This is a genomic window from Nostoc sp. 'Peltigera membranacea cyanobiont' 210A, from assembly GCF_002246015.1.
Classification (GTDB): domain Bacteria; phylum Cyanobacteriota; class Cyanobacteriia; order Cyanobacteriales; family Nostocaceae; genus Nostoc.
The window spans coordinates 233649-250020 of the sequence record NZ_NOLJ01000006.1 but is presented as its reverse complement, the minus strand read 5'-3'; the positions used below and the strand labels follow the sequence as shown (position 1 = coordinate 250020).

The following is a 16372-nucleotide window of genomic DNA, read 5'->3' as shown; positions in this document are numbered from 1 at the left end:
TACTGCAACTTCTCCTCTGCTCCCCTGCTCCTCTGCTCCCCTGCTCCCCTGCTCCTCTGCTTCTTCCCCAATCCGTATCTGATTGCTACAGTCGCGGTGAAAAATACTAAGCTGGTAGATAGCACGTTAAAACTTTAGCGGAAATTCGCGATGCCTGCGGCGGGCTACGCCAACGCATTCATCGGCGCTTTAGAATTCTCCATTGGCGAACTACCTGTAATTACATTATGTTTGATGCATTATCTGACCGTTTAGAATCCGCCTGGAAAAAACTGCGGGGACAGGACAAAATTTCTCAATCCAACATTCAAGATGCATTGCGCGAAGTGCGCCGCGCCCTGTTGGAAGCAGATGTCAATCTCCAGGTAGTCAAAGATTTTATTAGCGAAGTCGAAGCCAAGGCACAAGGAGCCGAGGTAATTACCGGCGTGCGACCTGACCAACAGTTCATCAAAATTGTTCATGATGAACTGGTGCAGGTGATGGGAGAAGAAAATGTTCCCATTGCAGAAGCCCAGGAACAGCCTACTATTATTCTCATGGCTGGGTTGCAAGGTACTGGTAAAACTACAGCTACCGCTAAGTTAGCCTTACATTTGAGAAAATTAGAGCGTAGCTGCTTGTTGGTGGCGACAGACGTATATCGCCCAGCAGCAATCGATCAGTTGCTAACGTTGGGTAAGCAAATTGACGTACCAGTATTTGAACTAGGAAGCGACGCCGATCCTGTAGAAATCGCCCGACAAGGTGTAGAACGCGCCAAAGCAGAAGGTGTCAACACAGTAATAATTGATACTGCTGGACGCCTGCAAATTGACGAAGATATGATGGCGGAATTAGCCCGCATCAAAGCAACCGTCCAACCCCATGAAACTCTGTTGGTAGTGGACGCGATGACTGGTCAAGAGGCAGCCAATCTTACCCGCACCTTCCACGAACAGATCGGCATTACTGGGGCGATTCTCACCAAAATGGATGGTGATAGCCGTGGCGGTGCAGCGCTTTCAGTGCGGAAGATTTCGGGAGCGCCGATTAAATTTGTGGGCGTGGGGGAGAAAGTCGAGGCACTGCAACCGTTTTATCCCGATCGCATGGCATCGCGGATTCTGGGAATGGGCGATGTGCTAACCCTGGTAGAAAAAGCCCAAGAAGAGTTTGACTTAGCTGATGCTGAGAAAATGCAGGAGAAAATTTTGTCAGCAAAGTTTGACTTTACTGACTTTCTCAAGCAGTTGCGGATGCTGAAGAACATGGGTTCTCTGGGAGGCTTGATCAAGATGATTCCAGGGATGAACAAGCTTTCAGACGATCAACTCAAACAGGGAGAAACCCAGCTAAAACGCTGTGAGGCGATGATTAACTCCATGACTCGCCAAGAACGCCACGACCCCGATTTATTAGCCAGTTCTCCCAGTCGGCGGCGGCGGATTGCTTCTGGCTCCGGCTATAGAGAGTCAGATGTGACTAAACTGGTGGGTGATTTCCAAAAAATGCGATCGCTCATGCAGCAAATGGGTCAAGGTGGCTTCCCTGGAATGCCGGGAATGTTCGGCGGTGGCGGTGGCATGGGTAATGCCTTCGCAGGTGCTGGTAATCGTCCCGCAGCCCCCGGATGGCGAGGTTATGACGGTGCCCCAGCCGCGAAAAAGAAAAAACCCAAAGATAAAAAGAAAAAAGGCTTTGGTAATCTTTAGTCATTGGGCACTTGTACTGAGTTTCGACTGCGCGGTAATCGAGCGAAGTCGAGATTCAACTACCGCGTTCGCGTAGCGTCTCGTAGAGAAGTCGTTGGCGCAGCCTCTCCAAGAGTTGTATTGGGCATTGGTAATTTGCAAATGACTAATGACAAAGGACTAATGACTAATGACTAATAGCAGCAAATGCTAGGCAGTGCTAAAATTAGCATTTCGACCTCAGAATTTATTAGCAGAGGAAACTAACCCTTAATTTATCGGCAGCAGCCAGATTTAGGTTACTTCCTCACCAATTAGTTGCTAATTAATATCTAACTACAGGAGAATGATTCTTCAACCATGATCAAACTGCGCTTGAAACGATTCGGTAAAAAGCGGGAAGCAAGTTACCGCATTGTCGCCATTAACAACCTCGCTCGCCGCGATGGCCGTCCCTTAGAAGAATTGGGTTTTTATAACCCCAGAACTGATGAAGTGCGACTAGACGTTCCCGGTATCGTCAAGCGACTACAACAAGGCGCTCAACCCACTGACACCGTTCGTCGCATTCTAGTAAAAGCTAATGTTTTTGAGCAGGTCAGTGCAACAGCCGCATCATAATTTCGGAACAAAACTCCCAACAGCTAGCCCCAACTATGTTGAGCTGGTTCGGTTTTTAGTGCAGCCGTTTTTGGAATCTCCAGAGACATTAAGTGTCGATTGTGAAATTTCTCAGGCCCTCAACCGGGTTTGGGTTCGCATCGCCTTTGAAAGCGCAGATAAAGGAAAAGTGTTTGGTCGAGGGGGACGCAATATTCAGGCGATTCGTACAGTAATTGCCGCAGCCGCAGCCGCAGCTGGGCAATCAACATACCTGGATATTTACGGCAGCACCACGCCGGGCCGCGAGGGTATGTCTTTTGATGAAGAGACAGAAGAGCGATCGCCACCACCGACTAAGAGAGAACCGCGTGCAAATGATGGGCCTAAACCCATTGTTAAACCACGCCTCCGCTAGGTTGAAACTAGAGAGCAAATCTGAGCGGTTGTTGTTACCTCCGCTCAGAATTTTTATAACGATGGAAAGTAGCAAAAAGATTTAAAAATCTTTTTTTGGACTCTTCACCAGTAGGGGCTATGCCCTCACCCCCAGCCCCTCTCCCAACATAGGAGAGGGGAGTAAATTCTCCAGTTCCCCTTCTCCCATGTTGGGAGAAGGGGTTAGGGGATGAGGGCAAGCTGTACGCCCCTACAGACGATTCATTTATTACAAAAATTTTTCAAAATGTAGTTAATAAAAGTATAATTTCGCCGTTAGCGAGAAAAATTAACCTTTGTCAAATACAGATCCTCACCAATTAAGAAATCCTATGGCAGGTGCCTTAACAATTCAGCTGCCGAATGTTACCAGTGCGATCGCTCTAGCTGGAGATGGAGAAGAAAATCTCAAAATTTTATCTCGGCAAACAGGGGCCACTTTAGTGCTACGCGGACAGGAATTAGTGATTTCTGGTACTGAAAAGCAAATCGATCTGGCTTCTCGATTAGTGCGATCGCTTGAAGACCTCTGGATTAAAGGCCATACTATTTCCAGTGCCGATATTTTAACAGCCCGTCAAGCCATAGATAGCGATCGCCAAGGGGAACTGCAAGATTTACAGCGAGATGTCCTCGCCAAAAGTCGCCGGGGTGAAGAAGTCCGTGCCAAAACCTTTCGCCAACGCCAATATATTGACGCACTCCGTAGACGTGACCTCACCTTTGGGATTGGCCCTGCTGGTACTGGCAAGACTTATCTCGCTGTTGTTGTCGCCGTCCAAGCACTCCTTGCCAACCAAGTGGAAAAGCTAATTTTAACTCGCCCTGCCGTCGAAGCTGGTGAAAAACTCGGTTTTTTGCCTGGAGATTTACAGCAGAAAGTTAATCCTTATCTTCGCCCACTTTACGATGCTATTTATGAATTCATCGACCCAGAAAAAGTACCCAGTTTAATGGAACGCGGTGTGATTGAAGTCGCACCACTCGCCTATATGCGGGGACGCACTCTCAATAACGCTTTTATAATTGTCGATGAAGCTCAAAATACTACACCCGCTCAGATGAAAATGGTTTTAACTCGTTTGGGTTTCCGTTCGCGGATGGTGATTACAGGCGACATGACACAAACTGATTTACCGCTTCACCAACAATCGGGTTTAGGAGTGGCTTTACAAATTTTAAAACACGTTGAAGGCATTGCCTTTTGCGAATTTTCCCAAAGAGATGTTGTGCGCCATCCTCTAGTTCAGCGTATTGTTGCTGCTTATGAACAATACGAAAAATAGTCATTAGTCATTGGTCATTGGTCATTGGTCATTAGTAAAAAACTAATAAATGACGTAGACACGCCAGCGGCTACCCGCAGGATAGGACAAATGACAAACGACAAATGACAAACGACAAATAACAAATGACAAATGACAAAGGACAAATGACAAATGACCACAACATTGAAAGAATTTTTAGAAGCTTGCGAGACTCTTGGAACGTTGCGTTTAATTGTTACTAGTAGCGCTGCTGTTTTAGAAGCACGAGGTAAGGTAGAAAAGTTATTTTATGCAGAATTGCCTAAAGGTAAATATGCGAATATGCATACTGAAGGCTTTGAGTTTCACTTGAATATGGATAAAATCACTAAGGTGAAATTTGAAACAGGTGAAGCGAAGAGGGGTAACTTTACAACCTATGCCATCCGGTTTTTAGATGATAAACAGGAGTCTGCTTTAAGCCTCTTTTTACAATGGGGTAAACCAGGAGAATATGAACCAGGACAAGTGGAAGCTTGGGAAACTCTAAAAGAGAAGTATGGCGAAGTCTGGGAACCTTTACCAGCAGAAATTTAATACGGCTAAACTGATAAGGGTGGAGGAAATCGGATATCTGCACTGAACTGCTCGATATTAACGCTGCGATGAATCGGTAAAATATATTCTAAATTTTCGTGGGGACGGGGAATAATGTGATTAGAAAGTACCTCGCCACCGTCAACTCGCAGCACCGCCTTTAATCCTGCTGTTACTGCTACATTCACCTCGCCTATAGTTCCTCGAATTAACACGGTAATTCGTCCTAAATCAGTGTTTTCATAACCAACAAGGTTTACACGGGCAGCTTTACACATGGCATCCCCCACTTCCACTGCTGTGGGAACGCCATAAACTTCAATCATGCCTAATGCCAATGTCATGCTATCACTATAAATTCAGGATAGGGCTAATTATCTCACTACAAAGTTTTAATTTATTACAGAAAATTACTTAATTTTTAATCGATAAACAATAACCATTAAATACAAAACTGCTAATGCTTGTAATCAAGGTAATTTGGAGTTTTTGCTTGCTGTTTTTATCCCTTTTGTGGGGTGGTGAAGCTTTTGCAGGAGAGTTGTCTGAAAGGTTAGCAAATTTTCCCCAATGGGAAAAACTAACTTCAGTGCAATCGGCTTCGGGTGATTTGGTTTACCCTGAATGGATGGCTGGTACTTGGAAAGTTACAAGTACTTTAGTAGATTTAGCTGCGCCTTTAGCACCAGATATTATAACTCCAGGGTTTGAAGGTAATCGCCGACAATTAAATCAGCCTGTGAGTTTTGTAGTAAGATTTGTGAAAGAGCAACCATCTATTACTGGATTAAAAATACTTCCTCAGATAGATTATAAATCCCCAATTTTAGTAGCAGATAGAGCATTTAATAGCTTGAATTTGGCAAGGGCTTATTTAGGGGATGAAGCAGTGTTATTAGTCAAAGTAGATCCAGATTCACCTAATCGTCAAATTACATTCTTTCGTAGCAGTCGGCAACTAGTTTCTATTGTGACTGCAAGGGCCACAGAAACTACCCCTGATGGCAAATTCATCACCACAGAAGTGTTTCAACAACTATTTAAAGGCGGTTCAGTCCCCTATTTAAACTCTGTAGAATCTACTACGGCTTATCATAAACTTTCAACATCTAATCCGGCGATTGAAGCAGATCAAGTCACTGCTGTTTATCTTTCACCCCAAGATCCAGATTACTTTAAGGCTAGTTCTCAACCAGTTGCTCTCTACCGCTATCGCCTCGAATTTTTCCCTCAAGAACTACCAACTACTCCCAAAGAGTGATTTGTCATCTAGCTATTGACTACTTTGTAATACGTCTGTAGTATATAAATTCCAAGTTTACGATCGCGCTCTTGGACGGTGTGCATCATGGCCAAATTTCAAGATATTGTCAATTACTTTCGCTCTGATTGGAAGCTGAGTCTCTTTAGTATCGCAGCATCCAGCGTTTACGAAATTATTGATTTGGTTGTTCCTTATGCGATCGGGCAGATATTAAACGTTTTGTCTGCTCAACCCTTGGACAAACCACTTCAAAGTGCGATCGCAACTTTTTCGGAGATCACCAATTATCCAGCCACAAAAACTTTCTCTTTGAGTGTATTACTGGGTTTAGTTTTCCTTGTCACCGTAGTGAGAGCGCCAACACAACCTTGGTTAACTCATTGGTTTCATTGGGGTATAGCCTTAAGGTTGCGTCGGCAAAAAGCCCAAACAGCCATAGAAAAAATTCTCACTCTCCCACTAGAATTTTATGATGAAAATAACTCTGGACGCATCGCTGGAAGAATAGCTAGAGGTATATCTAACCACACTTTTACATACCCCGAAATTGCTGGGCAGTTGATTCCTAAACTAGTTCGGGTGTTGGGAATTTTCGTTTTTATCTTAGCGATTGAGTGGCGAATTGCGATTTTATATCTGATTTCCTTTGTGCTTATTCTTAGCTTTACCTTGAAGGATTTAAAGCAGCTAATTTGGCACGAAACTATTCTGGATAAATATGGAGAGGATACTGAAAGTCGCAATTCGGAACTGATCACCAACATCAAAACGGTGAAAGCATTTGCCACAGAAGCTAACGAACTGAAGCGGCAAAAGCAACGTTTGGATCGCGAACTAATGGTGGTTGAGTATCGTGTCCACAAAGGTTATATAAAACTGGCTATTTGGCAAAGAACTGTAATTCAGTTCTGCGTATTTACTATTCTGGGTTTGACTCTCGCAGCAACAGTAGACGGTAGAATTTCTCTCGGTCACTTTGTCATGACTTTAACTCTTTCTAGCATGGCTTATGCCGAATTAGAACCTATTAGCAATTTGGCAGAAGTTTTTGCTCGTCGTTATTCTTCAATGTTGCGCTTTCACGAATTTCTCCAAGAGCCAACTGCATCTGATTCAGCTAGTCTTTTAGAAGAGAGCAACCAGACAGAATCACCTTATAAATTTACTGGAAAAGTCGAGTTATCGCACGTCAGTTTTGGATATGATGCCAACCGTCAAGTTTTGGAAGATATCAATTTGTTGATTGAGCCATACCAAACAGTGGCATTAGTGGGGCGTTCCGGTTCTGGTAAGTCTACTTTAGTAAAATTACTGCTGCGATATTTTGAACCTCAAGAAGGTCAAATTCTGATTGATGGTCAAGATATTCGCACTTTGAATGTGGGTAAATATAGACGGAGATTAGCGATCGTTCACCAAGAAGTAGACGTTTTCAACGGTACTATCTTGGATAACCTGACTTATGGTAGAACGAATGCCAGTTTGGAGCAGGTTAACGAAGCCTGTAGAATTGCCAGAGTCGATGAAGTAGTGCAGCACTTACCCCAAGGTTATTACACCGTCGTGGGAGAACGAGGTGTCAGGTTATCTGGAGGGCAAAGACAACGCTTGGGAATTGCTAGGGCGTTGTTAGTGGAACCAGACGTGCTAATTTTTGACGAAGCCACCTCTAGTTTAGATTATGAGTCTGAGCGTTCAATTCAGCTAGCGATGCGATCGATTCAGGGCACTTGCACCACCATTGTTATTGCTCACCGTTTAAGCACAGTACGGGAAGCTGATAAAATTGTCGTTCTAGAGCAAGGAAAGATTGTAGAAGTGGGTAGCCACGATGAACTCTTGCGTCACGAGGGTATTTACCGCCGCTTGCACTCCCTGCAAGAAACAGGAGAACTCCTGAGTTAGGCGACATACACATTTTGGATTTTGGATTGACCCTACAAATTAATCTGCTTGATTAAATCGACCTTATTGCCAATAAAGTCGATTTTTTTTCAATTGTCCACAACAGTATTTTGTACAAGACTGTTTGACTACTATACAAGAAAAATTTTCACGATTCTGATTTTTGAACAATATTTCAGATAAAACCCCGATCAAATGGGCTTTTGGGTCTCATTATGTTTTCAGAAATCAAATTCAAGTCCTATAAGTACAGCTTTGCGTAAAATCATGGCGAATTGAGGGTTGAAATTTAAACGCATAGGCGCTTCTCTACGAGACGCTACGCGAACGCCTTCCCGCAGGGTAGGGGCGCAGAGGTAAACGCAAAGGTACGCAAAGAATTCGCTAATAATTAATGAAATGTTGTACTAAGATTTACTTTTATCAGCTTCTTTCTGTGCCGCCTCACTATATTTTTTATATAGTTGAGTACGAATCTTAGCTTCTTGATAACGGCTGTGGGTTTGTGGCACTGTACTCATTAAATCTGAAGCACGTTGCCATTTAGCAGCGATCTCTAACCACTGAGTTGAGGTTGTAGCTGTTTTACCAGATGCAGAAGCTTGGTTGGCAATTCGCACAGATATTTGAAATGGATCGTCAGATGGCTCAGAAAAGTTATTATTAGGAGCGCGGGATGGTGTTTGGGCTTTCCTATCGTTAGTGTTTTCTGTAGTTAAAGATTTAGAAGTTTCTAGTTGTATTAGGTTTTTGAGTTTATTACCTAGCTGGGCATAAACAACCCAACTAAGCAACAACAGCGAGCATAAACCAGCTGCTGCTAATATCTTTGTTTTAGGTTTATTTTTGTATTTTTCTTTGTTAATGAGTACTAAAGGACGAGAGACTTGAGTTTTAGGATAATTTGGTTTTCCTAGTTCAGCTTGAGCTTCTGTGAAATCTTTAATTAATTGCTTTACAATATTTGGCTGAATTAATGTAATTTCCTGTGACCAAAGCAATTGATTTTCGCGATCGCTATCTATTTCTTTTAACCACAGCAATTGTTGTTCTCGAACAATCCGACTGTTGATCTTGACGCGGCGAATGTAACGCGGCGCGATAGACTCAAGAATTTGCTGGATTTGTTCTACCAGGAGAGATTGCTCTAGTTGCTCTACTCTAGCTGCCTCGCACAGAATTTGTAAGACACCATCAGAAAAAATGGCTCTAGTTCTGACACACGACTGGGCTAGCTTTTCGTTCAATAGCTGAATAATCGCCGCAACGCTGCCTTGATGAGCTTGCCAAGCTATATCGTTTATCCGGTCTACCACCTGAAATTTAGTGATAGCTCTTCCACCCTGACTGATTAACGTATTCATTAATTTAGGGACTCTTTTCTACTGACCTTGATCTTGTCTTCGATTTTACGAGTAAAAAGATGAGTTGCCAAATAATATCATAAATATGGAAATCTGGAGCCTTCCTTTTCGGTTTGCTAAGGACGCTCGCTGACGCTCAGTTAATTTGTATGCTTCTACGCCTTGAAAACGTGCAATTATCAGGCTGAAACTCTGCTTTTTAGGTAACGCTCATGCTGACGGAGGAGTTACCTGTTTGACATAATACACGATCGCGTCTTTTTGCGTAAGCGTAGCCCGCCATAGACATCCCCTTTAGTCAGAGTGAGCTAGGTGAATACACTCTGTTCCCGATGCAAAGTACCTATGATATGCGATCGCAAAGTTCATAAACTAAACAAAATAGTTATATCAGGATACTTTTGTGAGGAATTATCGTTTTTTTTACCTTTTTGCCACAATGGCAATAATAAATAGCACAGCGATCGTTACATTAGAAGATATATAACTAAAAATCATTGTTGATTTTTATTCGTTCGCTGTTCACACAAAACTATGAGTGCAAGTACCATTATTTCTGATAATCCCTTACTCCAAGGCACTGGTTTACCTCCATTTACAGAGATTAAACCAGAACGAGTAGTACCCGCCTTCAATCAGTTGCTAGCAGAACTTGACCAGCAACTTGCCACCTTAGAGGCTAGTGTACAGCCTACTTGGAGCGATTTAGTAGAACCCTTAGAAAAGCTGACAGAACGGCTTACCTGGAGTTGGGGGACGGTAAATCATTTAATGGGTGTTAAAAATAGCCCGGAACTGCGCGAAGCTCATGAAATCGTACAGCCACTAGTTGTACAATTTATCAACAAACTCGGTCAAAGCCAACCCATCTACAATGCTTTTAAAGCACTCCGTAGCAGTGATAGTTGGGCAACTTTAGAATTAGCCCAACAGCGCATTGTAGAAGCCGCCATTCGAGATGCAGAACTTTCTGGTGTTGGCTTAGAAGGAGAGGTAAGAGACCGTTTCAATGCCATTCAGATGGAGTTGGCAGAACTTTCTACTAAATTCTCTAACCATGTACTTGATGCTACGAAAGCCTTTAGCTTAACCCTGACAACAAAAGCGGAAATTGACGGTTTACCACCAAGTTTGGTGAGTTTAGCTGCCCAAGCTGCACGTGCGGCAAAAGAAGAGAACGCCACACCAGAAAATGGCCCTTGGCGCATTACTTTAGACTTTCCCAGCTACGGCCCTTTCATGCAGCACAGCACCCGTCGAGATTTGCGTGAAAAGCTCTACAAAGCTCATATCACTCGCGCTTCTAGTGGCGATTTAGATAATAACCCGTTAATTGTGCGTATTTTGGAGTTACGGCAAGAACTCGCAGATATACTTGGCTTTAAGAGTTTTGCCGAGTTGAGCCTTGCAAGTAAAATGGCTCCTAATGTTGAGGCAGTTGAAGCACTATTAGAAGAACTACGCCAGGCCAGTTATGATGCTGCTGTCAAAGACTTAAAAGAACTTCAAGCTTTTGCTGCATCTTATGGAGAAGAATATCAAGATTTAAAACATTGGGACATCAGCTTTTGGGCAGAACGCCAACGAGAAGCTAAATTTGCCTTTACCGCTGAAGAATTACGTCCTTACTTTCCCCTTCCCCAAGTGCTAGATGGCTTGTTTGGGCTTGTTAAGCGGCTGTTTGGTGTTACAGTAACCCCTGCCGATGGTAAAGCCCCAGTATGGCATGAGGATGTCCGTTATTTCCAAATAGCCGATGAAACTGGTTTTCCCATCGCTTACTTCTACTTAGACCCCTATAGCCGTCCAGCAGAAAAACGCGGCGGTGCTTGGATGGATGTATGCATCAATCGTGCCAAAACTGAAAATGGTGCAACTGCCATCCGATTGCCTGTGGCTTATTTGATATGTAACCAAACTCCCCCAGTAGATGGCAAGCCGAGTTTGATGACTTTCTATGAAGTAGAGACTTTGTTCCACGAGTTTGGTCATGGATTGCATCACATGCTCACCAAGGTTGACTATGCTGGAGCCGCAGGCATCAATAATGTGGAATGGGATGCAGTGGAACTACCCAGTCAGTTTATGGAAAACTGGTGTTATGAGCGACCCACTTTGTTTGGTATGGCTAAACATTACGAAACTGGAGAAGCCCTACCAGAGCATTATTATCAAAAGCTGCTAGCGGCGCGTAATTATATGAGTGGTACTGGTATGTTACGGCAAATTCACCTTAGCAGTATTGATTTAGAACTACACTACCGCTATCGTTCTGGCAGCAATGAAACTCCAGCAGATGTGCGTCATCGCATAGCTAAGACTACTACTGTTTTACCACCACTTTCAGAAGATTCAATGTTGTGTTCTTTTGGGCACATTTTTGAGGGTGGTTATGCAGCAGGCTACTACAGTTATAAATGGGCTGAAGTCCTTAGTGCTGATGCTTTTGCCGCTTTTGAAGAAGCTGGGCTAGAAAATGAAGAAGCTATAAAAACTACAGGTCGGCGTTATCGTGATACGGTGCTAGCACTCGGTGGTAGCAAGCATCCAATGGAGGTGTTTAAAACTTTCCGGGGTCGTGAACCAAGTACGATCGCTTTGCTCAGGCACAATGGTTTAGTAAGTGCTGCTGCAAACTAAACAACACATCTGTAGAGATGTTGTATTGCAACGTCTCTACATCAATTTTTGCTTATACCAATTCAATTAATGATTGCAACACATCCTTGCGTAAAGACGCGATTCATCGCGTCTCTACAAGTGGTCTATTTCTTGCATTCTTTTTTCCTCGTTTAAGGTGTTCCTGAAAGAATGGGTTCTCCGGCAACATCATCTAAGCGGATGCTGCCTAACAAATTTCGCCACTCTGCTTTCAGGGCTGCATCTTGAGGATTTTTTTGACGCAGTTCAGCTAACGTCGTCAGTGCCTCGTACCATATCCCATTTTGGGCATAGATAGCATAGCGTTTTAGAGGTTCAGCCGTTTCTATTTCTTTGACTGTTGCTTGACTCAGATTAACTCGTTTTATTACCCCTTCAACAAAAGTTGGGGGCGAATTCTTTTGCTTGTCACAGTTAATGGTGAAAAACCAACGGTATTGTTTGTCTACTGCTAAACCGGGTGCATTGCTAGGCAAAGAAACGCGGATGACTCCTGGCTTATCTGATAAAGCGATCGCTTTTTTGTATACCTCGTTAGCGTCTGGATCTTGCAACACAAATTCAACTGTATATGGCGAATCTTTGGTATATGGCACATAGAAAAACCAACTTGGATGTTCTACTGTTGTTTGTCCCCAGACATTAATTACAGAGTTAGCTTCCTGAGTAAAGGGTACTAAAGCAGTCAAGTCAATTTTAGTAAGTGGACATCCCTCCGGCCCGGTGCGCTTCGCTCCACCACGAACGCGACCTCCAGGAGGGGAGCCAGCTGGAATTGGAGGTTGATTAAAGGTTTTGGCTTGAGCAAGGATCGTTTTAGCATCAGAACGATTAGGGGTTGGTTTCGCCAGTACTGGAGTCAGACTAGCTAATAAACTTGTACAGCTAAAAGCTACTACTAAAAACAGTTTTATCGATTGTGAATTTAAATTCATAAAACCCTCATACGATTTTAGATTTTAGATTTTAGATTTTAGATTGGGCATTGAAAAGATGCAGAGGGGGAGGGTGCGGGGTGCTGAGAGGAAAACTTTTCTCCCCTGCCCCTATTTCTCATTCCCCACCCGCACTTTTGTTTTTGAATTACTATAAATTGACATTAAAACCCCCATAGCTACCAACGATAAAGCCGAGGGTACGAAAGGCACCCAAGCTCCTGAAATTAACAGACCAAAGCAAAGTACATACAAAAGGCTAGAAGTAATACCGATTGCCAATGCCAACCAGGGTAACGAAAGTCTGCGCCAAGCCAGGACTCCCCCAATCAAAGACCAGCTCCAAATCCAGGCGACCTCAGCCCACCATGACCAAGCCCGCAGCAAAGGCCGCCCATCCTGGACTGCACCAAGGATCTGGCTGATCATGTGAGCTTGTACCAGTACTCCTGGCATTTGCTCATCTAAAGGAATGCCGTAAGGTGTAGGCCAGGTGTCTGGAGAATCGCCCTTTGCAGTCACACCAATGAGAACAATCCGGTTTTTGATGGCGTTGGGGTTAATTGGACTAGATAAAAATTGCGTTAGCTTTACCTGTTCGGCTATTTCTTTTGAAGAACGATAGTTGAGTAAGATTTGACCGCCATTCGCATCAATATTTTGATAGCCACCAGTACGAGACTTCAGATTCGGAAAAATAGTCTTACCCAACTGCAAATTTCCTTCAGGGGTGAACTTTGTTTGAATTCCTAAAGGGTGCAGATAAAGAGATGCTAGTTGTAAACTGAAGGAATATGGAGCAGAACACAATGATGTCGTCTCCTGATTCATGAATAGAAGATGCCGACGAATAACTCCATCGCGATCGTGAATAAAGTCACTAAATCCCAGATTTGCTGGAGGGATTTCTGGTGGCGGCTTAATGCCTTTGATATTTCCTGAGCGATCGCTCCCCTTGCATACGCCAACCAAGTTCTGAGTTTGCTGGAGGCGAGTAATTAAATCTGGCTCTTTGGCCTGAAAATCACGGTAGATATCCAAGCCGATCGCGCGGGGTTGGTATTGATTCAGTTTTGCTAAGAGTTTATTGAGAGATTTTTCGGAAATAGAAGCTCCAATCAAAGACTCGCCATTTTGTCTTTGAGTCGCTAAATCCTCATCGTCAATTGTGATAATCAACAGTCGGGGATCGAGACCTTCCGTAGGGCGCGATCGCATCATTAGGTCAAAGGCTTGAATCTCTGGATTTTCTAGCAATCCCACCAATCTCACGCCAAAAACCAAGACTGTAACTGCCAAGCTGGATAATACAGTTCTCTTAAATTTGCGTCTGTTAGACAAAGGTAAACTTGCTTGCTCTTCATCTTCAGATTTTGTAGACCTTAATTCATCCCAAGTCGGTGGTATCTGCGCCGGATTTTGGCAAATTACTGGTAGCCAAGTTGCACAAGGAAATCTATCTTCAAGTCCTTGCAAGCGTTCCCGCGCTTGGCGTACCGCTTGATATAAAGACTCGCCACCGGCAAAGCCTTGGAGAAAATATTTTAAAAACTCCTTCGCAACTTGGTCTGGGACGGGTTCGCGCATGACAATTATTTGAGGAATTTGCAAATCAGCCAATTCTCGCGCCAACCCCAATCCATCACAGGAGTTGAATATAGCTAATTGCAAACCGTTTTCAATGGCTTTTTTGAGGGCGTATTTTAACTCACCAATGGTAAGACTATCAGTTCTATTCAGATAAATTCGTCCGCTTTCTCCATTTTTGTTACTAGAACTGTGTCCGGCAAAGAAAAGAATATCCCAGTTTTTTCCCCAGAGATGCTCAGTCAGTTCCTTACGTTGTGGTTCTACCAAAAAGCTCACCTCTGCGTTACTACACTGTTGCAGTAAAGCTCGATCGGCTTGGGTGTCAATCCCTTTGCTATTGCCCACAATTGCCAAAATATTGACTAATTGATTGAGAGTGCGTGGCTTGTGAATGCGATCGTAAGATGGTGAAGAAAGGGCAATTTCAGCTTTGGGATAGCGTTCTAACAATTCCCAAAGATGCCAAGGTAATAGCTGCAATTGGCTATTTTCTGTTTGCAGAATCACCCGTACTTCGTCGCTGGACGATAATCTTTCTAACCATTTTTCTCTCAACGGGCGAAACTCCTCTGCTCGCAGCCAGGTATTAAAGCGTGCCCGCAAAATATGAGAAGCGTTTTCGCAGTCTTGCACCATCGATACATTCGTCACCTGCATTTGGTCAGCATGGAGGCGATAACGATTGCCTATCTGCCGATAACTAGACTGCCAATGACTATAATAGAGCGGCATTTCCGGGAATGAAGGGAGCCTCCCGGTGATTTCGGTTGTAGCACGCTCGTGTTCTTCACCAATTTGGAGGGTGACAGCAAACCCCTGCTCAAAACTACCCTCTCCAAATTTGATCGCCACTAATTTACCCATAACCGTCGCTATTTCCCCATCCAAGATCGTGCCCTGTTCTAATGTCCGATCGCAAGCTTCACAAGCGTCTACAGATTTTTTCAAAATCCCCAAAAGCTAGCTTGGATTTTTAATTTTTAATTAATGAATTATCACTTAATAAATTACCGACAAAGAAGGAAGATAGCTACATATTTCAAATTCGGAAATATTCGGTAATACTGGTATTATCCAAGGCTACCCTAACACTAAATTGCTCTGTAGGTTCACCACGAAACTGCAACTGAATGTAGTTGTCTAATTTTCTAGATTGAGCGTCGAGAAATATTGCTCCTGAACTATCTATAACAGTGAGATGAACTCCTGGTGGCAAGTAGATTTGATTTCCAGTGGCGTGCAATTGGAGATGAATACTAGTTTGTTGATCTTTTTCGGGGCTGATTTCCACAATCAACATCACAGGTTGGTTGTGGATTTGGATACCTAAATCAATCACTTTTGCCCGTTTAGTAATTGATTCTGGTTGTTTGAGGGTATCTAATTCCAAAGTTTCAACACTGCGAAAGGCATAAGTTGGTCTGAGTTCCGGCACGTTCCACAGCGATTCAATAGTCTCCCAACCAGTCTCAAATATACCAGCAAACCATTGACTCAAATTCACTAATGAATTAAGTGGGGATTGACGCAGTTCCCAGATGTGGTCAATAAACGCTTCCAATGGTTGCAGTTGCGCTAAAGGAACTGTTTCAGTTGCTACAGTAGGGATAAAACCAAGCAGCCTTGCTTCTTCGAGCGATTCATCAAATTGAACTATTAAATAACCCACCCGTTCTTCCCAAGTTTCTGGAGGAATAAAACATATTTGCTGATGCAGATGGACAGGGCGACACTCCAGACGGCCAATTGAGGGCACTTCTAAATCAGCGACATCTCCACAAAGGCGCATGATGGGGTTCCAACTGTCACTAGCTTGAACATCGGTAGGAATATCCATCATCTGCAAGTAGTCATTCACCACCCATACAGCTAAAGTATTCAGCCGGACTTGCTCTGCTTTTTCAAGATTTGGTTGCTGGTTAGCAAATTGCTGGGCAGTTATGCGGGCTGTTTGGGAAATCGGCAATGTTAAAGCGAAATCATCTAGCTGATAGGTGGAGTTATTCATAAGTCAATTTCTAGGGATCAATGCTGCTATGTATATATCACCCGCATTCAATAAATTTATGCCACAAAACTGAATACTGGAAAAAGAGAA

Annotated in this window: 13 protein-coding genes; 8 read left to right on the top strand and 5 right to left on the bottom strand. The window is 43.5% G+C overall.

Features of this window, described 5'->3' with window-relative positions:
- The first annotated feature begins 227 nt into the window (after positions 1–227).
- From ffh to CDG76_RS20180, 5 genes are all read left to right on the top strand, one after another.
- The gene (ffh, locus tag CDG76_RS20200) at positions 228–1694 is read left to right on the top strand and encodes a signal recognition particle protein (protein WP_094350727.1); all 1467 of its coding nucleotides are present in this window, start codon (positions 228–230) and stop codon (positions 1692–1694) included.
- Between the two features lie 339 nt (positions 1695–2033).
- Complete coding sequence (rpsP, locus tag CDG76_RS20195) at positions 2034–2294, top strand: 30S ribosomal protein S16 (protein ID WP_012409382.1); 261 nt, start codon at positions 2034–2036, stop codon at positions 2292–2294.
- Positions 2257–2691 (top strand): KH domain-containing protein, encoded by a 435-nt coding sequence (locus CDG76_RS20190; RefSeq protein ID WP_094350726.1) that lies wholly within the window; start codon positions 2257–2259, stop codon positions 2689–2691. The genes rpsP and CDG76_RS20190 overlap by 38 nt, the downstream gene beginning before the upstream one ends.
- A gap of 352 nt (positions 2692–3043) precedes the next feature.
- On the top strand, positions 3044–3997 hold the full coding sequence (locus CDG76_RS20185; protein ID WP_094350725.1) for a PhoH family protein: 954 nt from the start codon (positions 3044–3046) through the stop codon (positions 3995–3997).
- Between the two features lie 153 nt (positions 3998–4150).
- Positions 4151–4555, top strand: coding sequence for a ChuX/HutX family heme-like substrate-binding protein (locus CDG76_RS20180; RefSeq protein ID WP_094350724.1), 405 nt, complete (start codon positions 4151–4153; stop codon positions 4553–4555).
- Positions 4556–4560: 5 nt separating this feature from the next.
- Here the strand turns inward: CDG76_RS20180 and CDG76_RS20175 are convergent, their stop codons facing one another.
- The gene (locus tag CDG76_RS20175) at positions 4561–4899 is read right to left on the bottom strand and encodes a carbon dioxide-concentrating mechanism protein CcmK (RefSeq protein WP_094350723.1); all 339 of its coding nucleotides are present in this window, start codon (positions 4897–4899) and stop codon (positions 4561–4563) included.
- Between the two features lie 116 nt (positions 4900–5015).
- On the opposite strand from CDG76_RS20175, the gene CDG76_RS20170 reads away from it, so the two are divergent.
- Both CDG76_RS20170 and CDG76_RS20165 read left to right on the top strand, forming a co-directional pair.
- Complete coding sequence (locus CDG76_RS20170) at positions 5016–5816, top strand: DUF6816 family protein (RefSeq protein WP_094350722.1); 801 nt, start codon at positions 5016–5018, stop codon at positions 5814–5816.
- Positions 5817–5903: 87 nt separating this feature from the next.
- On the top strand, positions 5904–7724 hold the full coding sequence (locus CDG76_RS20165) for an ABC transporter ATP-binding protein (RefSeq protein ID WP_094350721.1): 1821 nt from the start codon (positions 5904–5906) through the stop codon (positions 7722–7724).
- A 407-nt stretch (positions 7725–8131) separates the two neighbouring features.
- Here the strand turns inward: CDG76_RS20165 and CDG76_RS20160 are convergent, their stop codons facing one another.
- Positions 8132–9088: a hypothetical protein gene (locus CDG76_RS20160; protein ID WP_094350720.1), complete on the bottom strand. Its 957-nt coding sequence runs from the start codon at positions 9086–9088 to the stop codon at positions 8132–8134.
- Positions 9089–9622: 534 nt separating this feature from the next.
- Here CDG76_RS20160 and CDG76_RS20155 point away from each other — a divergent pair.
- A complete protein-coding gene (locus CDG76_RS20155; RefSeq protein ID WP_094350719.1) occupies positions 9623–11728 on the top strand; it encodes a M3 family metallopeptidase in 2106 nt (701 codons plus the stop codon).
- Between the two features lie 152 nt (positions 11729–11880).
- Here CDG76_RS20155 and CDG76_RS20150 read toward each other — a convergent pair whose 3' ends face one another.
- From CDG76_RS20150 to CDG76_RS20140, 3 genes are all read right to left on the bottom strand, one after another.
- A complete protein-coding gene (locus tag CDG76_RS20150; RefSeq protein ID WP_094350718.1) occupies positions 11881–12684 on the bottom strand; it encodes a DUF928 domain-containing protein in 804 nt (267 codons plus the stop codon).
- 111 nt (positions 12685–12795) lie between these two features.
- On the bottom strand, positions 12796–15138 hold the full coding sequence (locus CDG76_RS20145; RefSeq protein ID WP_094350717.1) for a CHASE2 domain-containing protein: 2343 nt from the start codon (positions 15136–15138) through the stop codon (positions 12796–12798).
- Positions 15139–15313: 175 nt separating this feature from the next.
- Positions 15314–16282, bottom strand: a complete 969-nt coding sequence (locus tag CDG76_RS20140; protein ID WP_094350716.1) for a DUF1822 family protein — start codon at positions 16280–16282, stop codon at positions 15314–15316.
- Between the last annotated feature and the right edge of the window lie 90 nt (positions 16283–16372).

Excerpts from the sequence above, each read along its gene's own strand:
- ffh (WP_094350727.1), top strand. The coding sequence starts at position 228 with ATGTTTGATGCATTATCTGACCGTTTAGAATCCGCCTGGAAAAAACTG.
- rpsP (WP_012409382.1), top strand. The coding sequence starts at position 2,034 with ATGATCAAACTGCGCTTGAAACGATTCGGTAAAAAGCGGGAAGCAAGT.
- CDG76_RS20190 (WP_094350726.1), top strand. The coding sequence starts at position 2,257 with ATGTTTTTGAGCAGGTCAGTGCAACAGCCGCATCATAATTTCGGAACA.
- CDG76_RS20185 (WP_094350725.1), top strand. The coding sequence starts at position 3,044 with ATGGCAGGTGCCTTAACAATTCAGCTGCCGAATGTTACCAGTGCGATC.
- CDG76_RS20180 (WP_094350724.1), top strand. The coding sequence starts at position 4,151 with ATGACCACAACATTGAAAGAATTTTTAGAAGCTTGCGAGACTCTTGGA.
- CDG76_RS20175 (WP_094350723.1), bottom strand. The coding sequence starts at position 4,899 with ATGACATTGGCATTAGGCATGATTGAAGTTTATGGCGTTCCCACAGCA.
- CDG76_RS20170 (WP_094350722.1), top strand. The coding sequence starts at position 5,016 with ATGCTTGTAATCAAGGTAATTTGGAGTTTTTGCTTGCTGTTTTTATCC.
- CDG76_RS20165 (WP_094350721.1), top strand. The coding sequence starts at position 5,904 with ATGGCCAAATTTCAAGATATTGTCAATTACTTTCGCTCTGATTGGAAG.
- CDG76_RS20160 (WP_094350720.1), bottom strand. The coding sequence starts at position 9,088 with ATGAATACGTTAATCAGTCAGGGTGGAAGAGCTATCACTAAATTTCAG.
- CDG76_RS20155 (WP_094350719.1), top strand. The coding sequence starts at position 9,623 with ATGAGTGCAAGTACCATTATTTCTGATAATCCCTTACTCCAAGGCACT.
- CDG76_RS20150 (WP_094350718.1), bottom strand. The coding sequence starts at position 12,684 with ATGAATTTAAATTCACAATCGATAAAACTGTTTTTAGTAGTAGCTTTT.
- CDG76_RS20145 (WP_094350717.1), bottom strand. The coding sequence starts at position 15,138 with ATGGGTAAATTAGTGGCGATCAAATTTGGAGAGGGTAGTTTTGAGCAG.
- CDG76_RS20140 (WP_094350716.1), bottom strand. The coding sequence starts at position 16,282 with ATGAATAACTCCACCTATCAGCTAGATGATTTCGCTTTAACATTGCCG.